General features: G+C 69.7%; 17 protein-coding genes, 29 tRNA genes and 1 pseudogene. 42 read left to right on the top strand and 5 right to left on the bottom strand.

Annotated elements, in window-relative coordinates:
* Positions 1-12: 12 nt before the first annotated feature.
* The 5 genes from Pflav_RS27785 (at position 13) to Pflav_RS27765 (ending at position 5328) form a co-directional block, all read left to right on the top strand.
* Positions 13-2409 (top strand): sensor histidine kinase, encoded by a 2397-nt coding sequence (locus Pflav_RS27785; RefSeq protein ID WP_232071981.1) that lies wholly within the window; start codon positions 13-15, stop codon positions 2407-2409.
* 56 nt (positions 2410-2465) lie between these two features.
* Positions 2466-2888, top strand: a complete 423-nt coding sequence (locus Pflav_RS27780; RefSeq protein ID WP_173039405.1) for a roadblock/LC7 domain-containing protein — start codon at positions 2466-2468, stop codon at positions 2886-2888.
* Between the two features lie 82 nt (positions 2889-2970).
* A complete protein-coding gene (locus Pflav_RS27775; RefSeq protein ID WP_232072750.1) occupies positions 2971-3282 on the top strand; it encodes a DUF742 domain-containing protein in 312 nt (103 codons plus the stop codon).
* Complete coding sequence (locus Pflav_RS27770; RefSeq protein WP_173039401.1) at positions 3263-3859, top strand: GTP-binding protein; 597 nt, start codon at positions 3263-3265, stop codon at positions 3857-3859. Before Pflav_RS27775 ends, Pflav_RS27770 begins: the two co-directional genes overlap by 20 nt.
* A 20-nt stretch (positions 3860-3879) precedes the next feature.
* Positions 3880-5328 carry a glycoside hydrolase family 76 protein gene (locus tag Pflav_RS27765; protein WP_173039399.1) on the top strand — a complete coding sequence of 483 codons (1449 nt, stop codon included), beginning with the start codon at positions 3880-3882 and terminating at the stop codon, positions 5326-5328.
* On the opposite strand, the gene Pflav_RS27760 is transcribed toward Pflav_RS27765, so the two are convergent.
* Positions 5329-5796, bottom strand: coding sequence for a DUF305 domain-containing protein (locus tag Pflav_RS27760; protein ID WP_269474640.1), 468 nt, complete (start codon positions 5794-5796; stop codon positions 5329-5331). It abuts the gene before it with no gap.
* 377 nt (positions 5797-6173) lie between these two features.
* Between Pflav_RS27760 and Pflav_RS27755 the strand changes: the two are divergent.
* From Pflav_RS27755 to Pflav_RS27735, 5 genes and pseudogenes are all read left to right on the top strand, one after another.
* Positions 6174-8353: pseudogene (locus Pflav_RS27755) on the top strand (discoidin domain-containing protein).
* A 75-nt stretch (positions 8354-8428) separates the two neighbouring features.
* Entirely contained in the window at positions 8429-9712 is a 1284-nt protein-coding gene (locus Pflav_RS27750; RefSeq protein WP_173039393.1) for a DUF1996 domain-containing protein, read from the top strand.
* The gene (locus Pflav_RS27745; protein WP_232071979.1) at positions 9709-10767 is read left to right on the top strand and encodes a LacI family DNA-binding transcriptional regulator; all 1059 of its coding nucleotides are present in this window, start codon (positions 9709-9711) and stop codon (positions 10765-10767) included. Before Pflav_RS27750 ends, Pflav_RS27745 begins: the two co-directional genes overlap by 4 nt.
* A 78-nt stretch (positions 10768-10845) precedes the next feature.
* Complete coding sequence (locus Pflav_RS27740) at positions 10846-11382, top strand: SigE family RNA polymerase sigma factor (protein WP_173039391.1); 537 nt, start codon at positions 10846-10848, stop codon at positions 11380-11382.
* Positions 11379-12221, top strand: a complete 843-nt coding sequence (locus tag Pflav_RS27735; protein ID WP_173039389.1) for a hypothetical protein — start codon at positions 11379-11381, stop codon at positions 12219-12221. The genes Pflav_RS27740 and Pflav_RS27735 overlap by 4 nt, the downstream gene beginning before the upstream one ends.
* A 45-nt stretch (positions 12222-12266) precedes the next feature.
* Here Pflav_RS27735 and Pflav_RS27730 read toward each other — a convergent pair whose 3' ends face one another.
* Together Pflav_RS27730 and Pflav_RS27725 are read right to left on the bottom strand one after the other, a co-directional pair.
* Positions 12267-14036: a discoidin domain-containing protein gene (locus Pflav_RS27730; protein WP_173039387.1), complete on the bottom strand. Its 1770-nt coding sequence runs from the start codon at positions 14034-14036 to the stop codon at positions 12267-12269.
* A gap of 145 nt (positions 14037-14181) precedes the next feature.
* Entirely contained in the window at positions 14182-16461 is a 2280-nt protein-coding gene (locus tag Pflav_RS27725) for a glycosyl hydrolase family 18 protein (protein WP_173039385.1), read from the bottom strand.
* A 90-nt stretch (positions 16462-16551) separates the two neighbouring features.
* On the opposite strand from Pflav_RS27725, the gene Pflav_RS27720 reads away from it, so the two are divergent.
* From Pflav_RS27720 to Pflav_RS27575, 30 genes are all read left to right on the top strand, one after another.
* Positions 16552-17397, top strand: a complete 846-nt coding sequence (locus Pflav_RS27720) for an alpha/beta fold hydrolase (RefSeq protein ID WP_173039383.1) — start codon at positions 16552-16554, stop codon at positions 17395-17397.
* Positions 17398-17740: 343 nt separating this feature from the next.
* Positions 17741-17815 (top strand) — tRNA-Trp (locus tag Pflav_RS27715).
* A gap of 112 nt (positions 17816-17927) precedes the next feature.
* Positions 17928-18000: transfer RNA gene (locus Pflav_RS27710), tRNA-Pro, on the top strand.
* Between the two features lie 99 nt (positions 18001-18099).
* Positions 18100-18171: transfer RNA gene (locus Pflav_RS27705), tRNA-Glu, on the top strand.
* 1 nt (position 18172) lies between these two features.
* Positions 18173-18248: transfer RNA gene (locus tag Pflav_RS27700), tRNA-Gly, on the top strand.
* A gap of 32 nt (positions 18249-18280) precedes the next feature.
* Entirely contained in the window at positions 18281-18721 is a 441-nt protein-coding gene (locus Pflav_RS27695; protein WP_232071978.1) for an HNH endonuclease, read from the top strand.
* A 37-nt stretch (positions 18722-18758) separates the two neighbouring features.
* Positions 18759-18832: transfer RNA gene (locus tag Pflav_RS27690), tRNA-Gln, on the top strand.
* Between the two features lie 7 nt (positions 18833-18839).
* A tRNA-Leu gene (locus tag Pflav_RS27685) sits at positions 18840-18913 on the top strand.
* 5 nt (positions 18914-18918) lie between these two features.
* A tRNA-Thr gene (locus tag Pflav_RS27680) sits at positions 18919-18990 on the top strand.
* A 4-nt stretch (positions 18991-18994) separates the two neighbouring features.
* Positions 18995-19066: transfer RNA gene (locus Pflav_RS27675), tRNA-Thr, on the top strand.
* 78 nt (positions 19067-19144) lie between these two features.
* Positions 19145-19217, top strand: a tRNA-Leu gene (locus Pflav_RS27670).
* A gap of 11 nt (positions 19218-19228) precedes the next feature.
* Positions 19229-19304: transfer RNA gene (locus Pflav_RS27665), tRNA-Asp, on the top strand.
* A 4-nt stretch (positions 19305-19308) separates the two neighbouring features.
* A tRNA-Ser gene (locus tag Pflav_RS27660) sits at positions 19309-19396 on the top strand.
* A 1-nt stretch (position 19397) separates the two neighbouring features.
* Positions 19398-19474: transfer RNA gene (locus tag Pflav_RS27655), tRNA-Ile, on the top strand.
* A gap of 1 nt (position 19475) precedes the next feature.
* Positions 19476-19548 (top strand) — tRNA-Arg (locus tag Pflav_RS27650).
* Position 19549: 1 nt separating this feature from the next.
* A tRNA-Ser gene (locus Pflav_RS27645) sits at positions 19550-19637 on the top strand.
* Position 19638: 1 nt separating this feature from the next.
* Positions 19639-19712 (top strand) — tRNA-Lys (locus Pflav_RS27640).
* Positions 19713-19719: 7 nt separating this feature from the next.
* Positions 19720-19791, top strand: a tRNA-Arg gene (locus Pflav_RS27635).
* Between the two features lie 6 nt (positions 19792-19797).
* Positions 19798-19870: transfer RNA gene (locus tag Pflav_RS27630), tRNA-Arg, on the top strand.
* 6 nt (positions 19871-19876) lie between these two features.
* Positions 19877-19950 (top strand) — tRNA-Lys (locus tag Pflav_RS27625).
* 2 nt (positions 19951-19952) lie between these two features.
* Positions 19953-20030, top strand: a tRNA-Met gene (locus tag Pflav_RS27620).
* A tRNA-Val gene (locus Pflav_RS27615) sits at positions 20031-20102 on the top strand.
* Between the two features lie 5 nt (positions 20103-20107).
* A tRNA-Glu gene (locus Pflav_RS27610) sits at positions 20108-20181 on the top strand.
* Position 20182: 1 nt separating this feature from the next.
* Positions 20183-20267, top strand: a tRNA-Asn gene (locus Pflav_RS27605).
* A gap of 56 nt (positions 20268-20323) precedes the next feature.
* Positions 20324-20397, top strand: a tRNA-Ile gene (locus tag Pflav_RS27600).
* A 7-nt stretch (positions 20398-20404) separates the two neighbouring features.
* Positions 20405-20476: transfer RNA gene (locus tag Pflav_RS27595), tRNA-Val, on the top strand.
* Between the two features lie 2 nt (positions 20477-20478).
* Positions 20479-20555, top strand: a tRNA-His gene (locus Pflav_RS27590).
* A gap of 2 nt (positions 20556-20557) precedes the next feature.
* A tRNA-Tyr gene (locus tag Pflav_RS27585) sits at positions 20558-20628 on the top strand.
* A 3-nt stretch (positions 20629-20631) separates the two neighbouring features.
* Positions 20632-20703 (top strand) — tRNA-Arg (locus Pflav_RS27580).
* A gap of 170 nt (positions 20704-20873) precedes the next feature.
* Positions 20874-21191 carry a hypothetical protein gene (locus Pflav_RS27575; protein ID WP_173039381.1) on the top strand — a complete coding sequence of 106 codons (318 nt, stop codon included), beginning with the start codon at positions 20874-20876 and terminating at the stop codon, positions 21189-21191.
* A gap of 58 nt (positions 21192-21249) precedes the next feature.
* Here the strand turns inward: Pflav_RS27575 and Pflav_RS27570 are convergent.
* Positions 21250-21326: transfer RNA gene (locus Pflav_RS27570), tRNA-Pro, on the bottom strand.
* A gap of 131 nt (positions 21327-21457) precedes the next feature.
* Between Pflav_RS27570 and Pflav_RS27565 the strand changes: the two genes are divergently transcribed.
* Both Pflav_RS27565 and Pflav_RS27560 read left to right on the top strand, forming a co-directional pair.
* A tRNA-Gly gene (locus Pflav_RS27565) sits at positions 21458-21531 on the top strand.
* A 549-nt stretch (positions 21532-22080) separates the two neighbouring features.
* On the top strand, positions 22081-22875 hold the full coding sequence (locus tag Pflav_RS27560) for a S1 family peptidase (RefSeq protein WP_173039379.1): 795 nt from the start codon (positions 22081-22083) through the stop codon (positions 22873-22875).
* Positions 22876-23361: 486 nt separating this feature from the next.
* Here Pflav_RS27560 and Pflav_RS27555 read toward each other — a convergent pair whose 3' ends face one another.
* The gene (locus Pflav_RS27555) at positions 23362-23886 is read right to left on the bottom strand and encodes a hypothetical protein (protein WP_173039377.1); all 525 of its coding nucleotides are present in this window, start codon (positions 23884-23886) and stop codon (positions 23362-23364) included.
* Positions 23887-23943: the final 57 nt, after the last annotated feature.

Genomic DNA, 23943 nt, shown 5'->3' with positions numbered 1-23943 from the left:
AATCTGCTTTCGGTGAGCTCGCTCGACAGCAACGTTGCCCAGCCCAGCGAGCCGCTGGTGCTGGAGCTCCAGAAGGAGCGGCGGCTCTCGCTCGTCTACCTCGGCGATCGCGGCGCCCAGCAGCGACAGGACCTCGACGCCCAGCGGGCCAGCACCGACGCCGCACGCGCCATCTTCATCGACAAGGTGCACGCGAGCACCGTGCGGTGGATGGGCAGCGACGCGCTCCAGCAGCGCATCAACGAGAGCATCGGGCGGCTCGACGAGCTGACGGCCGGGCGCCAGGCGGTCGACGCCGGAAGTGGCGTCGACCGGGTCCGCGCGGGCGCCACCTTCACCGAGGCCATCGACTCGCTCTACCGCATCTACGACTCCATGGCGACGCTCGACGACAAAGCGCTCGCCAAAGACGTCCGCACGCTGATCGGCCTTGGCCGCGCCCGCGAGGTGCTGGCCCAGGAGGACGCGCTCATCGCGGGTGTGCTCGCGGCCGGCCGCTTCACGACAGCCGAGCACGAGGCGTTCACGCAGCTGGTGGGTGCCCATCGCTACCAGGCCGAGCTCATGGCCGCCGAGCTGCCGGCGTCCGACCGCCTGCGGTACGACGAGATGACCGGTGGCGTCGGGTACGCCGGACTCAGCAGCCTCGAAGAGCGCCTGATCCGCGCCGGCCGGTCCGCGGACGGCCCACCCGTCGACCTCTCCTCCTGGACCGCGGCGAGCACGCCGGTGCTGGCCCAGTACCAGGACGTCGTCCTCACGGGTGGAGACGCGGTCCTCGACCGTGCCGTGCCGAGCGTGATCGGCGTGGTCGTGCGGCTCATCCTCGCCGGCGGTCTGGGTCTGCTCGCTGTCATCGCGTCCATCGTCATGTCCATCACGACGGCGCGTGCCTTGGTCCGCCAGCTTGAGCTGCTCCGCAACGCCGCGTGGGACCTGGCCAACACCCGCCTGCCCAGCGTGGTCGACCGGCTGCGCGAGGGTGAAAAGGTCGACGTGGCGACCGAGGCACCACCACTGACATTCGGAAACGACGAAATCGGCCAGGTGGGTCAGGCGATCAACGCGGTCCAGGAGACCGCGATCCGGGCCGCCGTCGACCAGGCCGAGCTGCGCCACGGTGTCCGCGACCTCTTCCTCGGCCTGGCCCGCCGCAACCAGGCGCTGGTGCACCGCCAGCTCAAGGTGCTCGACGAGATCGAGCGGCGGGAGACCGACGCGCACGAGCTGGCCGACCTGTTCAAAGTGGACCACCTCGCCACCCGTATGCGGCGCAACGCGGAAAACCTCATCGTGCTCTCCGGCGCGGTGCCGGGCCGCCGGTGGCGCAGCCCGGTGCCGTTCGTCGACGTGGTGCGAGGCGCGGTCGCCGAGGTCGAGGACTACACGCGCGTCTCCGTGCTGCCGATCGACCCGGCGTCGCTCTCCGGCCGGGCGGTCAGCGACGTGATCCACCTGCTCGCCGAGCTGATCGAAAACGCGGCCTCGTTCTCCCCGCCGTACACGATGGTCAACGTCGGCGGCCAGAAGGTGGCCAACGGCTTCGTCGTGGAGATCGAAGACCGCGGCCTCGGCATGAGCGAGGAGGAGCTCTCCGCGGCCAACGAGCTGGTGAGCAACCCGCCGGAGTTCAACCTCTCCAGCACCGCCCGCCTCGGCCTCTACGTGGTCGGCCGGCTAGCCGAGCGGCACGGGATCGACGTGCGCCTGCGCCGCTCGCCGTACGGCGGGACGATGGCGATAGTGCTGGTCCCGTCCACTCTTGTCGTGTCCGAGCAGACGGAGGATGCGCCGGAGGACGCCGAGGCGGAGACCGCTGAGGCCGAGGTCGCCGAGACCGACCGGCGGGTGCGGGCGTACCAGTCGCTGCGCGCCGCACCCGACGCTGCCCCGAGCGGGCCGGTGCCGATCAACGGCCCGTCGCCCGTGACCCCGCTGCCCAGCGCGTCGAAGGCCGCTGCGGAGCCGAAGCCGGAAACCCCCGTCTCGCCCGCGCCGATCATCGCCCGGGTCCGGTTCACCCCGCCCGAGCGCCGGGACACGGAGCTGCCCACGGCCGGCCGGCCGCCGGCGCCCGCTGCTGGTGGCGACGGGTCGGAGACCAACGGCAACGGCCATCCCGAGCCACCGCGCGACGCGGTGACCCTCACCCCGTCCGGGCTGCCGTGGCGCGTACGCCAGGCAAGCCTCGCCGCGCCGCTGCGGGAGACCCCGTCCACCCCCGCGGATCAGCCGCCAGCGTCCGCACCGCGTACGCCAGAGCAGACCCGCAGCATGATGTCGTCGTACCAGTCGGCCACTCGGCGCGGGCGCGCCGAGGCGGAACGGCGGCTTGGCGCGGAGATCCCGCGGCCGACAGCCGAGCCGGATCGGTCAGCGTCGACCGGCGACACCGAGCCCTCCGCATAACCCCCGCTCGGCACGTACAGCGCAGAAACACGTACAGCGCAGAAAGAGGTCGACAAGTGGCCCAGACGACAAGTTCCGTCAGCGACCTGGCATGGTTGCTGGACGACCTGGTCGAGCGGGTTGACGAGGTAAAGCAGGCCGTGGTGCTCTCCGCGGACGGCCTTCTCATCGCCGCGTCGCGGGATTTGAGTCGCGAGGACGCCGAGCATCTCGCGGCCGTCGCGTCCGGCTTCCAGAGCCTGGCCCGTGGTGCCGGCCGCCAGTTCAAGGGCGGCAGCGTGCGACAGACCATTGTGGAGATGGACACGCTCTTCCTCTTCGTTACCGCCGCCGGCCAGCGGGCCAACCTGGCCGTGATCGGTACGGAGGACGCCGACGTCGGGCTCGTGGCGTACGAGATGGCGATGCTCGTGACCCGCGTCGGCCAGTTCCTGACCACACCCTCGCGTTCCTCACTGAGCCCACCCGACGGGAGGTGACCCTTTGGACCCCAAGACGCAGGCGCCGGACGACGAAGTCTGGCACGACGACGAAGCCGGGCCGGTCGTGCGGCCGTACGCGATGACCCGAGGCCGTACCGCGCCGGCGCGGGGCGAGTTCGACCTGATCTCGCTGGTGGTGGCGACCCGCTCGGTCCCGTCACTCGCGGCGGGCCTCCAGCCCGAGCACGTCACGATCATGCGGCTGGCCCAGCGCCCGCTGTCCGTTGCCGAGGTCGCCGGCCACCTCACGCTCCCGCTCGGGATCGTGCGGGTGCTGCTCGGCGATCTCCTGGACAAGGGGTACATCCTGGCCCGCGAGCCCCAGCCGACAAGCCACACTCCTCCGGAGAGGATCTTCAAGGCGGTGATCAATGGGCTCCGCTCTCTCTGAGAAGGCCCCAGACGCCAGCATTCCGATGGCGATCAAGGTGTTGATCGCGGGCGGGTTCGGCGTCGGCAAGACCACGCTCGTCGGCGCGGTCAGCGAGATCCGTCCAATGCGGACCGAAGAGGTGATCACCGAGGCCAGCGTCGGCGTCGACGACACCTCCGGCGTGGAGACGAAGACCACCACTACCGTGGCCATGGACTTCGGTCGGATCACCATCTCCGAGGAGGTCGTGCTCTACCTCTTCGGTACGCCGGGACAGGACCGCTTCTGGTTTGTCTGGGACGAGCTGTCGATGGGCGCGGTAGGTGCCGTGGTGCTGGCTGACACCCGCCGGCTCGCCGACAGCTTCCCGTCGATCGACTACTTCGAGGGGCGGGGCACCCCGTTCATCGTCGCGGTCAACTGCTTCGACGACGCGCCACAGTACACAGTGGAGGATGTCAAGCTCGCGCTCAACCTCGATCCGGACGTGCCGCTGCTGCTCTGTGACGCCCGGAAGACATCCTCCGGCAAGGACGTGTTGATCACGCTGATGCAGCACGCGATGGCGAAGGCGGGCTCCTTGTCCGGCGCTTAATTCATCGTTATCGTTCCCTTGTGGTAGAGAGCGCTCTCGCTGTCGTTCGCCGCCTCGCCGTGCTGATCGCCGCGGCGCTGCTGGCCCCGCTCGCCTTCGCCGGGGTCGCCGCCGCGGCCACCATCTGCAATCGCTACTGCGACGGCCGCGACCCCGCGCTGTCGCCCGCTGACCGCCAGCCGGTCAGCGCCACCCTCTTCGGCCGCCGCATCGTGCTGCACTTCGACGACTCCGACGCGATGGGGTGGGCCTCCATCGAGACCGGCAACCCGGGCGACGAGGTGTGGCTCGACCGCTCGTTCGACGGTGGGCGCACCTGGGCGTCAGGCACCCGGCTGGGCCTGACCAGGACCCCGGCCGGCCAGCGCGGCTGGCGCACGCTGATGTTCAATGTGGACGATTGGGCGGGCCTCGGCGTGGGCGCGCTGCGCGCCTGCGGCAAGGCCGGCGACCGACCGGAGATCGCGTGCACCCAGTGGGCGCGCACGACCTGGAATGCGGGCGACCGCCGCACCGCCGCCGCCACCGCGCTGATGATGTCCTACGACAACGGCACCGGGCTCTTCGCCACGACCGGCTGGTGGAACTCGGCGAATGCGCTCACCGCGGTCATCGACAACATCCGGATCACCGGGATGGGCAGCTACAGGTACGCGATCGCGAACACGTACGACCGCAACATCCGCGCGCACCTGGGCAACTTCACCAACGACTACATCGACGACACGGGCTGGTGGGGGCTCGCCTGGGTCGCCGCGTACGACCTGACCGGCGACAGCCGCTACCTCGACACCGCCCGCGCGGACGCCGACTACATGCACCGCTACTGGGACGGCACGTGCGGCGGCGGGGTGTGGTGGAGCACCGCCCGGACGTACAAGAACGCCATCTCCAACAGCCTCTACCTCCAGCTCAACGCCGCGCTGCACAACCGGATCCCGGGCGACACGGTGTACCTACAGCGGGCCCGCGCGCAGTGGCAGTGGTTCCAGGGCACCGGCATGCTCAACGCGGCCGGCCTCGTCAACGACGGCATCGACCTCGCCACCTGCCGCAACAACGGCCAGCCCGTGTGGTCGTACAACCAGGGCGTCCCGCTCGCCGGACTGGTCGAGCTGCACCGCGCCACCGGCGACGCCGCCCTCCTCACCACCGCGCGGCGGATGGCGGACGCCTCCACGACAAACACCGCGCTCAACCCGGGCGGCACCCTCGCCGACCCGTGCGAGACCGGCAACTGCGGCGGGGACGGCCCTTCGTTCAAGGGCATATACGTGCGCGGCCTGCGGTCGCTCAACGCCGTGCTCGCCGACCGCCCGTACAGCGCGTACCTGACCCGCCAAGCCGACACCGCGTACGCCCGCGACCGCAACGCCCTCGACCAGTACGGTCTGCGCTGGGCCGGGCCGCTCGACACCACCGACGCCGCCCGCCAGCAAAGCGCGCTCGACGCCATGAACTCCGGCTAGCTAGAGGGCGTCCAACCGTCCACGCTGGTCGGTGCGGGCGCGCTCGATGTCGGCGGCGAGCGCCTTCGCCGCCGGCTCGGAGCCGGACTTCTGCTCCGCCTCGGCCAGCCGGATCGACTGGTCGATGTGCGCCCGCATCGCGGTGGTGAAGATGTACGCCGCGTCGGTGCCGGTCGCCGTGCCCAGCGCCTTGACCGTCTCGCCCGTCGCCATGCCGGGCATGTCATGCCCCTCGTGCGGGTTTGTCGTGGGACCGCCGGAGCGGGTGTGCAAATCGTGCAGCCGGGCGAGCTCGTCCCGGTGCTCGGTGGCGAGCCGCTCCGCCACACCCCTGAGCGCGGGGTCCTTGGTGCGCGCCAACACCAGGTCGAGCACCTTGAGCGCCCGCTCGTCCATAGCGATGGTCAACTGAAGCCAGGCGGTGTCGGTGACGCTGAAACCGCTGGTCGGCGCGGTAGTCGCCGGGATGGCGGACGGGGCGCGGCCGTCGCGGGCGCCGGCGTCGCGGGCTCGCCCGAGCCGCCACAGCCCAGCAGGACGGCGAGCGCCATCGCGAACGGGACGGTCCGATGGATAGCGCGCACGACTCGGTTATACAGCACCCGGCAGGGGAGCGCTCTCCCCGAGCCTCCCTGGAGGCGCTCCCAGATTTCTGTAAGGCGTGGAAGCCGTTTGCCCAGCCCACGTCCGGCAAGGCATCGAAATCCTCCGCTACCTGCCAAAACGCATCGAGGCATTGACACTTGGCCATGTAGGGGTCACAGTGACGTCAGGAGAGCGCTCTCTTATCGGCGTGGCACATGTTCGCAACAACTTCAGAGCCCCACCACCCGAAGGAGTATCCGATGGATCGGGCCACCCCACCGCCCGGCGCATCTCCTCGCGGCGTGCCTCGCCGCGGCCTCGCCACCCTCGTCGCCGCCCTGATCGCGCTGCTGGGCGGCTACGTCGTGGTGACGGCGACCTCGGCCACCGCCGCCGAGACGCTGCTCTCGCAAGGACGTCCCGCCACGGCGTCCTCCACCGAGTCCGCCGCCTACCCAGTCTCGGCGGCGTTCGATGGCAGCACGGGCACCCGCTGGTCCAGCGCGTTCAGCGACCCGCAGTGGATCCAGGTCGACCTCGGCGCGGCCGTGCCGCTCACCCGCGTCGTGCTCAACTGGGAGGGCGCGTACTCCCGCGCGTTCACCATCCAGGTCTCGACGAACGCGACCACCTGGACCACTGTGCACACGACGACCGCCGGCACCGGCGGCGTCCAGACGATCGCCGTCTCCGGCACTGGCCGCTACGTGCGGCTGAACTCCACGGCGCGCGCCACCGCGTGGGGCGTCTCGCTCTGGGAGTTCCAGGTCTACGGCGACACGGGCACCTCGGCCTGCGGCACGGCGAACGCCGCCCAGGGCCGCCCGGCCACCGCCTCCTCGACGCAGAACGCGGACTTCCCCGCCCCAACGCCGTGGACGGCAACGTCGGCACCCGCTGGTCCAGCGCGGCCTCGGACCCGCAGTGGTTCCAGGTCGACCTGGGCAGCGTCCAGCCGATCTGCGGGGTCACGCTCCGCTGGGAGACGGCGTACGCGACCGCGTTCCAGATCCAGGTCTCGCCGAACGCGACGACCTGGACCAGCATCTACTCCACGACCACCGGCACCGGTGGTACGCAGACGCTGGCGCTGAGCGGCACCGGGCGGTACGTGCGGGTCTACACCACCGCGCGGGCCACGCCGTACGGGGTGTCGCTGTGGGAGTTCGAGGTCCACACGGGCAGCCCGACGACGCCGCCGACCACCCCGCCCACGACGCCACCCACCACCCCGCCGACGAGCCCGCCGCCGGGTGACGCGGTGCTGCTGTCGTACAACAAGCCGGCCGTCGCCTCCTCCAACCAGAGCGACGGCACCTGCTGGGAGTGCGTGCCGGCGCGGGCGTTCGACAGGGACCCGGCGAGCCGCTGGGCGACCGCCAACCCGGCCGGCTGGGTCGACCCTGGCTGGATCTACGTGGACCTGGGCGCCACCGCCACGATCAGCCAGGTCGTGCTCCAGTGGGACCCGGCATACGCGACGGCGTACCAGATCCAGGTCTCACCGAACGCGAGCACCTGGACCACCATCTACTCCACCACCACCGGGCGCGGCTTCAAGGAGACGCTCACGGTCAGCGGCACCGGCCGGTACGTGCGGATGTACGGCACCGCGCGGGCCACGCCGTACGGGTACTCGCTCTGGGAGTTCCAGGTGTACGGCACCGGTGGCAGCCCGACCGCCCCGCCGCCGCAGCCGCCGGACCCGACCTTCCCGGCCAACCGTCTGGTGTGGAGCGACGAGTTCAACGGCGCGGCAGGCAGCAAGCCCGACCCGGCTAAGTGGACGATCGACCCCGGCACCGGGCAGAACAACGAGGTCCAGTACTACACGCCCAACAACAACGTGCAGATGGACGGCACCGGCTCGCTGGTCCTGGAGGCGCGCCGCGAGGCGGCCGGCGGCCGGCAGTACACGTCGCACCGGATGAACACGGGCAACAAGTTCCACGTCCAATATGGACGGATCGAGGCGCGCGTGCGTGTGCCGAAGGGGAACGGCCTGTGGCCGGCGTTCTGGATGATGGGCGCCGACTTCCTCACCGGGCGGCCGTGGCCGTACAACGGCGAGATCGACATCATGGAGGTCCTCGGCCGCAACACGCTCGAGGGCTACTCCACGCTGCACGCACCCGCCTACAACGGCGGCGCGGGCTACGGCCAGAAGTACACCGTGCCGGGCGGCGTGGACCTGTCGGCCGACTTCCACGTGTGGTCGGTCGAGTGGGACAGCCGGGGCATGACGTTCAAGCTCGACGGCAACACGGTCTTCGTCGCCAGCAAGGCCACTGTGGAGTCGACGCGCGGTCCGTGGGTCTTCGACCACCCGTTCTACGTCATCCTCAACCTCGCCGTCGGCGGTGACTTCCCCGGCCCGGTGGATGGCACCACGCCGTTCCCGTCGCGGATGTACGTGGACTACGTCCGCATCTTCCAGTAACCCCAAGTCGCACCGGCGGCCGGCCCGGGACTGCCGGCCGCCGGGCACGTTCACCCCACGATCCGAAGGAGCCACATGCAACGACGACTCAGGACGGCGTCCCTCGCCGTCGCGCTACTCGCGCTCGTCGGCGGGTACCTCACCGTCAGCGGCGCGAGCGCGCAGGCCGCCGATCCGCTGATCTCGCAAGGTCGCACCGCAACCGCCTCCTCGACGCAGAGCGCGGGCATGCCCGCCTCCGCCGCCGTCGATGGCAACAACGGCACCCGCTGGTCGAGCGCGTTCGCCGATCCACAGTGGATCACGATCGACCTCGGCGCCAGCGCCACCATCAGCCGGGTGGTGCTCAACTGGGAGGGTGCGTACTCCCGCGCGTTCACCATCCAGACCGCGCCCGCCGGCGGCCAACCCTGGACCACCATCTACTCGACCACCACCGGCACCGGTGGCGTGCAGGACCTGACCGTCTCCGGTACGGGCCGGTACGTGCGGCTCAACTCCACCGCGCGCGGCACCGCCTGGGGCGTCTCGCTCTGGGAGTTCCAGGTGTACGGCAGCGGCGGCGCGGCACCGCCACCGCCGCCACCGCCCGCCGGCCCGATCGTGCGGGTCTCCGAGTTCCTCGCTGACTGCCCGTTCAGTCACCGGCTGCCGGACGACCCGATCGTGTTCCCGAACCTGCCGGGCGCCTCGCACATGCACAGCTTCTTCGGCAGCCGGGTCACCAACGCGTACACGAACGTCAACGACCTGTTGAACGGTGCCAGCAACTGCAGCCCGGCCGTGGACACCTCGTCGTACTGGGTGCCCACGTTCTACGTGAACGACCAGCCGGTCGAGCCGACCACCGGCATCTTCTACTACCTGGGTGAGGGCGTGAACCCTGACGTCACCGCCCGCATCCAGCCGTTCCCGCTGGGCCTGCGGATCGTCGCCGGTAACGCCAAGGCGACGGCGCCCGACGCGTCGACCAACTCCCGGTGGTCGTGCCTGCACCACAACGAGGCGGGCGCGTCCAAGGACTTCCTCACCTGCCCGCCGGGCAGCATGATCGAGTCCTACCTGGACTTCCCGCAGTGCTGGAACGGGCGCGACCTCGACTCGGCCGACCACAAGAGCCACATGGCGTACCCGGTCGGCGGCAACTGCCCGTCCACCCACCCGGTGCCGGTGCCGAAGCTCCGCCAGGTGCTCCGCTACCCGGCCAACGGCGACCCGTCCCGGTTCCGCCTCTCGTCCGGCCGAGGATTCACCATGCACGGTGACTTCTTCAACGCCTGGCCGGTGGCCGAGCTCGAGCGGCGGGTGCGCGACTGCATCCGGCCGATCATCAAGTGCGGCGTCAACGGGACGCCGTGACCGACGAACAACAGTCCCGCCGGCCCGGAAACGGGTCGGCGGGACGCCCCACTTTGGAAGAGGTCGCGGTCGCCGCGGGCGTGTCCCGGGCCACCGTCTCCAGGGTCATCAACGCGGTGCCCACTGTGGACCCACGCATCCGGGCGGCCGTCGAGCGCGCGATCGCGGAGATCGGGTACGTGCCCAACCTCGCCGCCCGCTCGCTCGTGACCCGCCGTACCGACTCGGTCGCGTTGGTCATCTCCGAGCCGCCCGGCCACGTCGCCTACGAGACGCCGTTCCTCAACCGGCTCTTCACCGACCCGTACATCGGCCGGGTCACCGCCGGCGCCCAGGAGGTGCTCCGCCCCGAGGGGATCCACCTGGTGATCATCCCGGCCGACCCGCCAGGGCACCACCTCGTGCTGCGGTACCTGCGGCAGGGGCACGTCGACGGGGTACTGCTGATCTCCAACCACAGCGCCGACCCGCTGCCCCGCCAGCTGTACGACCTGAACGTGCCCGCGGTGCTCTCGGCCCGCCCGGCCCAGCCGGTACCGCACAGCTACGTCGACGTCGACCAGCAGGCCGGCGCCCGGATGGCCGCCGAGCACCTGCTCGCGCTGGGCCGCCGGCACCTGGCCACCATCTGCGGCCCGCAGGACATCCCGCCCGGGCGGGAGCGGCTGGTCGGGTTCCGGACGGCCGTGGGCGCCGCCGTCCCCCATGTGCCCGGCGACTTCACCCGGGCGAGCGGCGAGGCGGCGGCCCGGCGATTGATCGAGCGGTACCCGGAAACCGACGGGATCTTCGTCGCCAACGACCTGATGGCCGAGGGTGCGGTACGGGTACTCGCCGAGCTGGGCCGGCGGGTGCCGCAGGACGTGGCCGTCGTCGGCTTCGACGACAGCAGCGCCGCGCTCGACGCCCGGCCGCCGCTGACCACCATCCACCAGCCGGTGGAGGAGATGGCCGGCGAGATGGCCCAGCTGCTGCTCGCCCGGCTCCGCGACCCGCGCCGAACCCCTCGGTCGGTGATCTTCAGCCCATCCCTGGTCGTACGCCAGTCCGCCTGAGATGCTCCCCGAACCAACCTGATCGGTGGCTCACTACGTGTCTTACCCGACCGAGGCGAACGGGAGGGCGCGGGTGACATGGGACGGGGCGATCACGAGAGCGACTTCGTCGCGTACTACGCGGCGCATGCCAACCAGTTGCGCAACACCGCGTACCTGCTGTGTGGCGACTGGCACCTCGCGGAGGATCTGACCCAGACCGCGTTCACCAAGCTCTACCAGGCGTGGCACCGGATCGAGCGGCACGATGTGCTCGACCAGTACACCCGGCGGGTGCTGGTGCGCGCGTTTCTGGACGAGCGGCGGCGGCCGTGGCGGCGCGAGCACGCCACGGTGCCGGGCAGCGTGGACCTGGACGCGGTCGCGCCCGAGCAGGGACGGCCCGACGAGCGGGTCGTGCTGCGCACCGCACTGGCCCAGCTGCCGAAGCGGCGCCGCGCGGTGCTCGTGCTCCGGTTCTGGGCCGACCTCTCCGTGGAGCAGGTGGCCGACATCCTCGGTTGCTCCGCCGGCACTGTGAAAAGCCAGACCGCGGACGGCCTGGCCGATCTGCGGCAGGTGCTGGGCGGGGCGCTCGACGACCTGAAACGACCACTTGGAGGAGGGCGGCTGTGAACGAGATAAGGACGATCTGCGAGCTGGCGCTGGACGAGCCCGGGCCGCCGCTGCGGGACGGCGCCACCGCGCTGGCCATCGCCCGGCGGACCACCGCGCGGCGTAATCGGCTGCGGGCGGCCGGCTCCGGCCTGGCCGCCGCGGCGGTCGCGGGCGTGCTGGTTACCCCGGCGATCGGCGGGTGGCGGTCGGCGCCGGCCCCGGACCAGGGGCCGAGCGCGCAGACCGCGTCGGCCGGACTGGCGCCCGCCGCCACCACCGCGACGACTCGGCCGCCGAGCGCCCATGCGGCGCCCGCGGACAGCAAAAACCTGACTCGGGTACTGAAAGCCGCGGTGCCGCCCGGGTACACCGTCTCGGAGGTGCGGCCCGCGAGCGACGACAAGACCGTCCACTCGCGCAAGGTGCGGCTGGAACCGGGCCGGATGCTGATCTCCGCGCACACGCAGGTCACGTTCCGCGCTGGCGGCGGCGAGGGCCAGTTCATGGCGGTGATCCTGTACGACGGCAAGCCGTACCCGGACGGGGCCGACCTCTGCGCGCCGGTGACCCTGCCGTGCGAGGTGATCACGGTGAACGGCGTGCCCATCATGGTGACCCGCGAGCACGACGCCGAGCGGGGCGAGGTCATCAGCGCCGTGCGTTACCTGGACGGCGGCCACCTCTTCGTCTCCTCGGCACAGGGCTTGGCCCCGTACGTGCCGGACGGCAACCGTCCACCGGACGCCGCCGACAACCAGCCCGGCGAGAAGGAGGAGCACCGCCCGCCGCTCGCTGCCCCACCGCTCACCGCCCAGCAGGTGGCCGCGCTCGCGGCCGACCCGGCGATGCTCCCCTGAGATCGTGGGGCCGGGGCCGTCCCACGGACGGCCCCGGCGACCGGGTCACCAGCCGACGGCGACCAGCAACCACTGCGGGTTGCCATGGGAGACGAACGAGGACTGGTCGGCGTAGTCGTCGTACGGGAAGCCGTACGACAGCTTGTCGATGGAGTGGTCGTGCCAGAACCGCGAGTAGTAGTTGGCCGGCGCCGTCTGGTAGAAGAGGCTCGGGTTGGACTGCTGCGCCGGCGGCAGGTGGGCGACGTGCCGGTTGAGCGCGGCGCACATGCTCGGGTTGTTGGCCAGCGGCCCGGCGCACCCGAAGATGTCCGTCGTGGACGCCGAGAAACCGACCGACGAGGCGTAGCTGGACAGGTAGCTCTGGTACTGCCCGCCGGCCTGGAACTGCGCCGAGTGGCCCGGCGACGGGATGCGGTACGGCGCCTGGATCTGCGCCAGGTGGTCGAACTCGGCCGGCATCTCGTTGACGAACCGCTGGAAGGTCGCCGCCCGGTCCTCCGCGAACGTGGCCTGGTCCTCGCCGACCGCCACGTCGTACCCGTCGTGGGCACGCAGGCGCATCGCCAGCTTGAGCCCGAACGCGTCGACCCGGGTGGTGTTGCCGTTGAAGACCGACGGACCGACGGTGAACTCGATGAAGTCCCAGTACTGCGAGTTGGGCGAGCCGAGGTAGAAGTACATCCGGCCGGCGGTGTTGACCGGCATGTCGAAGTACGGCTGCTCGGCGATCGAGTGCGTCTGGCCGTTGTAGCTCCAGAACACCTGGCTGTCCGGGTAGCGGCCGTTGGTGCGGTTGAGGATCTTCAGCATGACGACGTTCTGCGCCGGCGGGATGGTGCTGGTGTCACCCCAGAAGCCACCCGGCGGCGGCGTGGTGGGTGGCGGCGTGCTGGGCGGGGGCGTCGTGGGGCCCGACCCGGTGGTCCGGACGGCGAACTCCCAGAGCGAGTACCCGTACGGCGTGGCCCGCGTGGTGCCGTTCATCCGCACGTACCGCCCGGTGCCGCTCACGCTGAGCGTCTGCGTACCGCCGGTACCGGTGGTGGTGCTGTAGATGTTCGTCCACGTGGTGCCGTTGGCGGACACCTGGATCTGGAAGGCCGAGGCGTAGGCGGCTTCCCAGCTCAGGACCACCTGGCAGATGGTGAGCGCCGAGCCCAGGTCCACCTGTACCCACTGCGGGTCGCTGAAGACGCTGGACCAGCGGGTGGCCGCGTTGCCGTCGAACGCGTTGCCGGCGGCCATGGTGGCGTCCTGCGCGGACGAGGCGGTGGCCGGACGGCCCTGCGCCGCGTTGGCGGTACCGCACCCGCTCGTCGTGGTGTTGCCGAAGACCTGGAACTCCCACAGCGAGATGCCCCAGGCGGTACCGCGGGCGGTGGCGTTGACCCGCACGTACCGGCCGGTGCCGCTGACCGCGAGGGTCTGCACGCCGCCGGTGCTGGTGGTGGTGCTGTAGATGTTCGTCCACGTGGTGCCGTTGGTGGAGACCTGGATCTGGTACGCGGAGGCGTACGCCGCCTCCCAGTTGAGCACCACCTGGTCGACCGCGGCGTTGGCGCCGAGGTCCACCTGGATCCACTGTGGAACGCTGAACGCGCTGGACCAGCGGGTGCCCGTGTTGCCGTCGACGGCGTTCGCGGCGGCCATCGTGGCGTTCTCCGCCGAGGACGCGGTGGCCGGCCGGCCCTGCGAGATGAGCGGCCCGGCCGCGTTGGCAGTCCCCATCGTCACGACGGCGTAGCCGCCGAGGAGCAGGATGGCGGCGGCGATGAGGGAGTAGTGGCGTCTGGATCTGGCTCTGGTGGGCATGGACAGCTCCCGTGCGTGGGGTTCGGTGCCCGGACGCCGAAACCGGGGCATTGAGAGAGCGCTCTCACTAACACGGAGATCGTGATCGATGCAAGGCGGACAGTCAAGGGGCGTCCCGAAACGCTTTCGGGACGCCCCTCGCTCGTCAGAGTCCGCTGTGGAGCGCGTTCATGAGCGTGCCGCCGGCGGTATCACCGGACATCTCCCAGATCATCCCGCCGAGCAGGCCCTTCTGCTTCAGCCAGGCGGTCTTCTGGCCGATCGACCACGTGTCGTCGAAGCTCCACCACTGCCCGCCCGGACCGGTGTAGCAGTAGCTGGAGACCGACTGGGTGTCGTGGTACACGGTGCAGCCGGGCACGCTGGCGACAAGGTTGGCGTACCCGCGGGTGCCGGCCTCCTCGGCGAACTGCCCGGGTGCCGCGCCGTTGGCCGCCTGCCACTCGCCGTTCGCGCCGGTGCCGCCGGCCGCGACGCCCTGCCACCCGCGCCCGTAGAAGGCCAGGCCGATGGTGAGCTTGCGCGGGTTGACGCCCGCGTTCAGGTACGTCTGGATGGCCCGGTCGACGCTGAACTCGAACGGGTACGGGTCCTGCGCGTCCCGGTAGAGGTTGGCCTGGTGCCCGGCGCGGCCCGGCTCCCACGAGTTGTCCGAGCCGGAGCCGTGGAAGTCGTACCCCTGCACGTTGGCGAAGTCCATCGACTCGAACACGCCGCCCGGCCCGATGTCCCAGCCCGCCGCGATCTTGGCCGGGTCGGCCGGCGTGAAGGCGGTCAGCAGGTACCGCTTGCCGGTGCTGGCGCTGAGCGCGTCGAGCTGGCGGCGGAACTCGGCCATCAGCGCGGTGTTGTTGGCCTTGTCCGCCGGGCTGACGTGGTTGCCCGGGTGCCCTTCCGACCCCGGCCACTCCCAGTCGAGGTCGATGCCGTCGAAGACGCCGGCCGCGCTGCCCGGCCCGCCCGCACCGTTGTACGCGGGCAGGTTGCCCTTGATGTAGATGTCGATGCAGGACCGCACCAACTTCTCCCGGGAGGCCGGGGTGGCCGCCGCGTCGGAGAAGAACTTGGAGTACGTCCAGCCGCCGATCGAGATCAGCACCTTGAGGTGCGGGTGCTTGGCCTTGAGCTTCTTGAGCTGGTTGAAGTTGCCGCGCAGCGGCTCCCACCCGGTGTCACCGACCCCGTCGACCGACTGCGACGCGGCGAACGGGCGGCCGTAGTCGGCGTCCGCGTCCCCGGCGCCGGTGCCCTGGTCGGGGTCCTGCGGGTTGGTGGTGGTGCCCCGGGTGACACCCTGGAGGCAGGTGAGGTTGACCGGGTCGATGTTGGCGAACGCGTAGTTGATGTGGGTCAGCCGCGCGGCCGCGCCGCTGGTGTCCAGGTTGCGCACGAAGTACTGCCGGCCGTAGATGCCCCACTGCACGAAGTACCCGACCTTGGCGTACTGGCCGGCGCCCACCACGTCGTCCGTCGTGACGGGTACGGCGTTGCTGGCCGCCGAGGCGTTGTCGTACGTGTCCCGGGCCCGCACCGTGAACGTGTACGCGGTCATCGGCGAGAGCCCGCCGACCACCGCAGTCAGCCCGGTGACACTGGCCCGCAGGGTGGTGCCGGTGTAGACGTCGTACCCGGCGATGCCGTTGGCGTCGGTCGCCGCGTTCCAGGCGAGGGTGACCGTGGTGGCGGTCTTCGCCGTCGAACGCAGGTTGGTGGGCGCGGCCGGCGGTGTGGTGTCGTTGGCCGGGTTGAGTGTTGTCGCACCGACCGTGGCGCTGGCCGCGGAGAGGTTGCCGCGGGTGTCTTTGGCCCGCACCGCGAAGGTGTACCCGGTGTTCGGCGTGAGCCCGGTGACGACCGCGCTCGTACCGGTGCTGGTGGCCACGACCGAAGAGCCGGAGAGCACGTCGTAGCCGGCGATCGGGAAGTCGGTCGCGGCCGCGGCGGTCCAGGACAACGAGACGGTACGGGTGGTCCGCCCCGTCACGCTCAGGCCGGTGGGCGTGCCGGGCGCGCGGTCCGCGCTGCCGTCGCACTTGTTGCCGTTGATGCGGCAGTTGAGCGGAGCGGCGCCTGAGCCGTACGCGATGAACCAGGGACTGAAGGGCTCGGTGTTGGCGCCGGCGGCGACAGTGCCGTTGTAGTGGGCGTTGACGATCGTCACGCGCGAGCCGGCCTGGGTGGCCGTGCCGTTGTAGACGTTGCCGAGGGTCACGCCGGGCGGGAGGTCGAACTCCAGCGTCCAGCCGGTGATCGCCGCCCCGGTGGGGTTGGCGACGACGTACTTGTCCAGGTGCCAGGAGCCGTTGTTGGTGCTGGAGAACGTGGCGGTGAGGCCGGCAGCCGCCGAGGCCGGAGTGGGGACGGCGACCGCGCCGGTCACAGCGGCCAGGGCGAGTAGGGCGAGAGGTAGGCAGATCCTGCGCATCGGTGACCTCCCTGCTGTTAGGAAACTTTCCTAATAATGTGACCGGGGAGTTGCAACCGTCAATATCGCCGGCCGGGGTAGCTTTGGGCCATGGGCGAGGCCATCGTGCACGTCAACGGGGTGGAGCTGTGCGCCGAGACCTTCGGTGACCCGCAAGCGCCGGCGATCCTGCTGATCGGCGGCATGGCATCGAGCATGGACTGGTGGGACGCCGACTTCTGCCGGCGGCTCGCGCTGGGCGGCCGGCACGTGATCCGGTACGACTTCCGCGACACCGGCCGCTCGGCCACCTACCCGCCCGGCGCACCCGGCTACACCGGCGACGACCTGATCGCGGACGCCGCCGGCGTGATCGACCTGCTCGCCGGCGGGCGCGCGCACGTGGTCGGCATCTCGATGGGCGGCGGCATCGCCCAGCACCTGGCGGTCGACCACTCGCCGCGGGTGGCCACGCTCACCCTCGTCTCCACCAGCACCGGCGCGGACGACGACCTGCCACCGATGGACGAGCGCCTCGAGGCGGCGTTCGCCGACCCGGCGGCCGAGCCGGACTGGTCCGACCCGGCTGCCGTGGTCGAGTACATCGTCGAGGAACAGCGCCTCTTCGCCGGCCCGGACAGCTTCGACGAGGAGTACGTGCGGGAGATCGCCCGCCAGGTGGTCGCGCGTACGCACGAGATCGAGTCGAGCATGAAGAACCACGCGCTGGTGAAGGGTAGCGACGGCACCCGTCACCGGTTGGGCGAGGTGACGGCGCCGACGCTCGTCATCCACGGCACCGCCGACCCGTTCTTCCCGCCAGGCCACGCGGTGATGCTCGCCCGCGAAATCAACCGCGCCCAACTGCTCATGCTCGACGGCGTCGGTCACCAGACCCCACCGCAGTCCACATGGGACGTAGTCGTCCCGGCCATCCTCGGCCACAGCGCCCTCTAGCCGCCCGGCTTTTGTACGTCGGGAACATCGCAACCAAAAAGACTGTTGCGCGAGTGGAGATCGCACCTTACCGTTATTACTGCAACGATCAACAACGACCGAGGAGTTCCGATGTTCTGGCACGCCGGCTACGGATCGCAGCAGCTACCGCTGTGCGGTCTCGTGGGCATGCCGTATGTCGGCCGACCCAGTGATTTGATCGCGAGCGAGAAAACAGCCTCTGAGGGCAGGCGGCGACGGTAGCGCAGAAGTAGCGCTCAGCCGCCCACCCCTCCAGGGACCGGGCGGCTTTTTCGTTGTCCGGCAACGTATCTCTTTCGGTATCCACGCAGCTCAGGCCCATAGGGGTGTAGCTCAGCCCGGTTAGAGCGACGGTCTCCAAAACCGTAGGTCGCGGGTTCGAATCCTGCCGCCCCTGCTTTGCCCTGCGCAATTCGCGTAGCGGCGTCGAAATTTGAGAATTCCACAGTGGATGGCATGACACGAAAGGCGCCCAGCCGCGCTGTTTCTTCGGTGACGGCTGGGCAAATCGGGAACGACCGGCTCGGTGACCGGGCCTGATTTGGGATCAGGAAACGCGGGGTTCGACTCCCCGGTTCCCGACGTATGGGGTGTAGCTCAACGTGCCCTCTTGGCGTAATCGGTAGCGCACGCGGTTGAAGCCCGCGGGGTCCCTGTTCGACTCAGGGGGAGGGCGCTCATGGCGAGTTCGGCTAGTGGCCAGGCCGCTGGGTTCTCAACCCGGAAACAGGGGTTCGATTCCCCTACTCGCTGCGCGGTAGTAGCTCATCCGGTAGAGCGGCTGGCTTCCAACCAGCAGGCGCGGGGTTCGAGTCCCCGCTACCGCTCCAACCACCGGCCACATCGACGAAAGGGGGATCCGGTGGACGTCCTGGTCATCAACGCCGACCTCGGCCCGCTCCACCGGGTCAGTCTCCGCCACGCGGTACGGATGCTGGTCCGGCGAGTCGCCGAGGTACACGAGGCCCAGCCCGACCGGGTGATCGGCGTATACCCGGTGCCGACGGTCGTGCGCCTGGTCCGGTACGTCGTCACGAAGTGGCGGTACACCGCCGGACCGTCCTGGTCCCGCAGCGGTGTCCTCGCCCGCGACAGCCGCCGGTGCGGCTACTGCGAAGGGCACGCCACGACCGTCGACCACATCCTGCCCCGCTCCCGCGGCGGCCGGAACACCTGGCTCAACACCATCGCCGCGTGCGATGGCTGCAACCAGCGCAAGGGCGACCGCACCCCCGCCGAGGCGGGCCTGCGGCTGCGGTTCGAGCCGGCGACCCCGAGCTGGGCGTCGTTCGCCACGCGCTGATGAAGCGGCCGGCGCATCTCTCGCCGCCGGCCGCCTTTGGGAGCTGGTGCAACCTGGCAGCACGTCCGGCTCTGAACCGGAAGGTTGGAGGTTCGAATCCTCCGCTCCCAGCAACCTTGCCCTCGTAGCCCAACGGCAGAGGCGCCGTCTTGAGGAGGCGGTCATGTGCGCGTTCGACTCGCGCCGAGGGCACGCATGCCGACGAAGCACAACGGGTTGTGCCCCGGTCTTGTAAACCGGAGGACTCAGTTCGAGCCTGGGCGTCGGCTTCATGCCAGCGCAGCACGACGGGTGGTGCACGCGTCTCGTAAGCGCGCGGAGGGAGTTCGAGCCTCCCCGCTGGCTCTCATGGGCGACGCACAGGTGTGCAGCGCTGCCTTGCAAGCAGCGCCTGCTCGGTTCGATACCGAGGTTGTCCACCATGCCCGGGTAGCCCAATGGTAGAGGCGCGGCGCTCAGACCGCCGTCAGTGCGCGTTCGAATCGCGCTCCGGGTACGCAAGCACATGGTGTCGTAGCTCAGCTTGGTCTAGAGCGCTGCCCTGTCAAGGCAGAGGGCGCGGGTTCAAATCCCGTCGGCGCCGCAACGGAGGGTTGGCAGAGAGGTCTATCGCGCTGCCCTGCTAAGGCAGACCGGGCCCGCCCGGCGTCGGTTCGAATCCGACACCCTCCTCCATCCCGTCGAGGCCAAAGAGGTAGAGGCGCCTCGCTGATAACGAGGAGACAGAAGGTTCAACTCCTTCCGACGGGACCATGCCCCTGTAGCTCAGCGGAAAGAGCGCCTGGCTACGAACCAGGAGGTCGGACGTTCGACTCGTCCCAGGGGTACGGAGAGGCCAGCCGATTGGTGCCGGCGCCCGTCTCGAAAACGGTGTAGGGCTTGACCCGTGTGGGTTCGACTCCCACCCTCTCCGCCATGCGCCGTTAGCTGAGTGGTTTAGCTGCTGGCTCTTAACCAGTAGAGGAAGGTTCGATTCCTTCACGGCGTACCACCGATATGCGGCATGTGCGCTGGATGCGCTGCCGGGCCTTCTAAGCCCAGCGTGCCGGGTTCGATTCCCGGGTGCCGCACACCTTCTCCCGCTAGCTCAACGGACAGAGCAGCGCGGTCCTAACGCGACGGTTCCGGGTTCAACTCCTGGGCGGGAGACTTCGAGCGTCGCAAGCTCAATTGGCAGAGACATCCGGCTTTTACCCGGAGGGTTCAGGGTTCGAGTCCCTGGCGACGCACTTGCGGGATGGCGCAGTTACGGAAGCGCGCTGGGCTCATAATCCAGAGGTCGTCGGTTCGACTCCGGCTCCCGCTCCCAGCCCCGGTAGCTCAGTGGGAGAGCGCCGTCTCGACAAGGCGGATGTCGGAGGTTCGAACCCTCCTCGGGGCACACCTCGCGCGTTCGGCTATGGGTAGGCTCTCGTCCTTTCAAGTCGGGGAAACGGGTTCGAGTCCCGTACGCGCGACCATTCCCGTGTAGACCGTAATTTGGTAGCGGGCCGGGCTGTTAACCCGGTGGCGAAAGCCTCTGCTGGTTCGAGTCCAGCCGCGGGAGCGACGTACGGTGCCGGAGCGCTCGTCCTCAGACCCAACCCCCGGCATCTCTCTTATGCGTCGCAGCTCACCTGGTTGGTGGGACCTGTCTTATGAGCAGGCCGCGGCGAGTTCGATCCTCGCGCGACGCACGTCATTGCCCGTGTAGCTCAACGGAAGAGCACCGCTCTTACAAAGCGGGGGCCGGGGGTTCGACACCCTCCGCGGGCACGGTAGCTGTGGTGTACCGGAGGTGCACGCCAGATTGTGGCTCTGGAAGGCGCGGGTTCGACTCCCCGTGGCTACCCCAAAGCAGGCGCTCATGCGGTGTGAGGCGCTGCCTGTAAAGCAGTAGCCCGTGGGTTCGACTCCTGCCGCCTGCACATGCCCTCGTAGCGCAGCGGAAGCGCGTCCGTCTCCGAAGCGGAAGGCCGGAGGTTCGACTCCTCCCGGGGGCACGCGTGCGATTGCCATCCACTGTGGACTGCCGTGAGCGCGGGCGTTGGCTGCTCGGCCGTCCCTCATAAGGACGGTGTGCCCGGATCGACACCGGGGCTCACGACGTTTCCGCCGGAAGCTCCGCCGTGGAGCGCCCGGCAAAGACCGAAGAGGAAGGAGGTACCGAACCGTGTTGACCGTTCTTTACAGGATGCGCGCCTCGCTGGGATCGAGGCTGCGTACCGAGGAAGTGGCCGTGGTGGCCAGCGCGGGCACCGCGTGGCCCTTCCTCGCCCTCACGCTCGCCTGCCGCTCGGGCAACCGGCGGCCGGCTGCCTCGCCGCGGACCTCGCGGCGCGGCGAAACCTTCGTAGCGAATCTCACGCTGGACGGCCGCGTCGACCCGGTGGAGGAGGTGGCTTACATGCTGTCGCGGCGGCTCCGAAGCGGTTCGGAGTGGGGCAGGGTCTCCCAGGCGCGCCCGGCGCCGATGGCCCGGATGGCGTAGTGAACACGGCGCCGTGATCGATGCCCTGGCCGGCTTTTGGCTGGTCAGGGCCGTACGGTGGTCGGGGTGGCGGGATTTGAACCCACGGCCCCTCGCTCCCAAAGCGAGTGCGCTACCAAGCTGCGCTACACCCCGTGCGCTGAGAAGTCTAAGCGGTCCACTTAACGTTTGGCGCAACACCCCACGGCGGGGCGCATGATGCCGCGCGCAACGGGCGGCTCCGACCCAGTACTCTGGTGGCGCACCCCGTCGTGGTCGGGGCGCACGCGGGCGTAGCTCAATGGCAGAGCTTCAGTCTTCCAAACTGACGGTGCGAGTTCGATTCTCGTCGCCCGCTCCAGAGTTTTAGCAGCTCAACGGCCTGATCAACGATCAGTCGGATCTACCGACCCGCATGGCGATGAGGTGTGACAGCCCGGCCTCCTTGACCAGGCGGATGAATCGCGTGTAGGTCTGCCCGGGGTCGAGCGGGCTGCCGCCCTCGGTGGTGAAGACAAGATCGCCGTGCTCGTCGATCGGCTTGGCGTAGGCCGGACCCCACCGGAGCTGCTCCCTCAGCTGTGTCCTACGCCACTTCGGAGCGCCTCGACCGAGAGCACGTCCAGGTCAACGACGCGGTCTTCGTCGGCGCCCGTCTCGGGCTTGCTGCGGTAGCGGCCCTGCTTACCCTCTTTCGTCCGGCGTCGGCACTCGCGTGCTCATCACGGTTCCTCCCCGTTCTACGGCTATGTCATTAGCTGTGGCGTGCGCCGGTGGGGGATGCGGGAGGGTTGCCGCTAGCTCGGTTGGCGCGTAGCTGCCTGTCGTTGCGTGCTGCAAGGCCGCGCCAATGTGCACAGTCGTGCTTGCGGGCCTGCGGAAGCTGGACAAGCTGGGGTTTAATCGGCCTATGTGGACTAGGAGGCTCACGGCCGTACTCGGCCTGGCGGTACTGGCTCTCGTCGCGCACGCCGCACCAGCCAACGCCATCGCCAACGGCGAGGAAGTGCCGATCGGCCAGTACCGGTTCTCGGTGAAGCTGACGATGACCGGCATCCCGACCGCGGACGGCGGACGCCGCAACAGCGCCTGCTCCGGCTCTTTGATTGCGCCCCAGTGGGTGCTCACCGCCGGGCACTGCTTCCGCGACGCCAACGGCGTAAGGGTGGACCGGCCGGTGGCCGACCTGACCACCGCGACGGTCGGCCGTACCGACCTGGGCGGCACCGGCGGGCACGTCGTCACCGTGGTCGCAGTCCGACAGTCGCCGACCAACGACGTGGCGCTGGCAAGGATCGACAAATGGATCGCCGACATCCGGCCGCTGCGGCTGAGTCATACGGCACCGGAGGTCGGCGATGTGTTGCGGCTCACCGGCTACGGCTCGATTACCAGCCAGAACCCGACGCCGTCGACCCGGCTACGCACCGGCCAGCTCCAGCTCACGACCGTGAACGCGGCCACGCTGGGTATGACCGGTTATGCGCCGCAGCGGAACACCACCCCATGTCCGTACGACTCGGGTGGCCCGTTCTTCTCCGAGCGGCACCCTGGCGGGCCGACGGTTGTGGCCGTGGTCAGCAGCGGGCCGAGCTGCCCGCACGTTCTGGACGAGACCACCGCGCGGATCGACGTCATCGTGCCCTGGATCAAGGACGTGATCGGACCACGGGTGCTGACCTCGTCAGGTCAAACCTTCCCGTGAGGTATCCGGCGCCGCCGTCGCGAGGAACGTGTGACGCAGGAGGCTAGAGGGGTCGGGCGGCGGCTTCGCTGGCCCTCGGTCTTCGAAGGCGGCTCGCCCGAGAAAAGTTGTGCCAATCTGGGGCGCCGGACGTTCACCGCTGGGACGAGCCCGGCCCGACCGGGGAGATCCCGCCCATCACCGCCAGCTGTGCGCGGTGAGCCGCCGCCACGGCAAGCCGCCCCGGACCTACGGTCCGGGCGGAAACCCATGTAGCAGCGGCAATCCGCGCAAGATCCGGCGTGCCATCCCCGTGCCAGAAGGCGGTGTCCACAGAGGTCACGAACGGGCACGACGACACAGGCATCAGCCAGGCGAAATAGACATACCGCGATGCCCGAGAATGGGCGTCCAAACTGACGGTGCGAGGTCGATTCTCGTCGCCCGCTCCAGAGTTTCAGCAGCTCAACGGCCTGATCAACCGATCAGTTCCATCCGGTGCGGCGTCTATCGGTCTGCTTGTGCCCCACCGTGCAGTTCCGCGCGGATGGCCTGTTGGAGCTGTTCGACGAGTTCTGTACTGGCTTTCGCGTCGCCGGCCTCGTCGGCGTCGTACCACCGGTCTGCGAGATCGAGTACCCGCTTGCTGCCGAAGGCCCGGATCCCGATCAGCGCTTCCATCTCCATGTGGACTCGCTCTGCCTTCGGCCAGCGCTCGTCAAGCTGCTGGATTCTCTCCAGCTTTCCCCGCTCCCGATACCGCTCCCGACGTTTCCGGAGCTCGATGGTCCGCAGCGCCGTGAGGTAGGCGTCTTTGCGCTCGTTCAGGAGCCGGGTTCGGTCGTCGGCCAGGCGCGTCTGCTCGATCATCCGCTCGGTGTGCTTGCGTCCCTGGGCGCCGGCGAACCACGTGAACACCACGCCCACGACGCCCGCGGTCCCCGTCACGACCGGCGCGACCCACTCCCAAGCCATGCAAAGAAGCCGGTCCAGGACGGGGAGGTCCTCGCGGCGCAGCCCGGGCACGGACATGCATCGCTCCCGTTGTCTTGCCGGATTGCCGGACAATATGGCAATCTAGTGCGCGAT

The organism is Phytohabitans flavus, from assembly GCF_011764545.1.
Lineage (GTDB): Bacteria > Actinomycetota > Actinomycetes > Mycobacteriales > Micromonosporaceae > Phytohabitans > Phytohabitans flavus.
The sequence above is the reverse complement of the archived record's forward strand: the minus strand, read 5'-3'. Positions and strand labels throughout refer to the sequence as shown.

Bases quoted from the DNA above. Each gene is read 5' to 3' on its own strand.
- Pflav_RS27555 (WP_173039377.1), bottom strand. From the start codon at position 23,886: ATGTCCGTGCCCGGGCTGCGCCGCGAGGACCTCCCCGTCCTGGACCGG.
- Pflav_RS27730 (WP_173039387.1), bottom strand. From the start codon at position 14,036: ATGCCCACCAGAGCCAGATCCAGACGCCACTACTCCCTCATCGCCGCC.
- Pflav_RS27770 (WP_173039401.1), top strand. From the start codon at position 3,263: ATGGGCTCCGCTCTCTCTGAGAAGGCCCCAGACGCCAGCATTCCGATG.
- Pflav_RS27750 (WP_173039393.1), top strand. From the start codon at position 8,429: ATGCAACGACGACTCAGGACGGCGTCCCTCGCCGTCGCGCTACTCGCG.
- Pflav_RS27740 (WP_173039391.1), top strand. From the start codon at position 10,846: ATGGGACGGGGCGATCACGAGAGCGACTTCGTCGCGTACTACGCGGCG.
- Pflav_RS27560 (WP_173039379.1), top strand. From the start codon at position 22,081: ATGTGGACTAGGAGGCTCACGGCCGTACTCGGCCTGGCGGTACTGGCT.
- Pflav_RS27725 (WP_173039385.1), bottom strand. From the start codon at position 16,461: ATGCGCAGGATCTGCCTACCTCTCGCCCTACTCGCCCTGGCCGCTGTG.
- Pflav_RS27720 (WP_173039383.1), top strand. From the start codon at position 16,552: ATGGGCGAGGCCATCGTGCACGTCAACGGGGTGGAGCTGTGCGCCGAG.
- Pflav_RS27775 (WP_232072750.1), top strand. From the start codon at position 2,971: ATGACCCGAGGCCGTACCGCGCCGGCGCGGGGCGAGTTCGACCTGATC.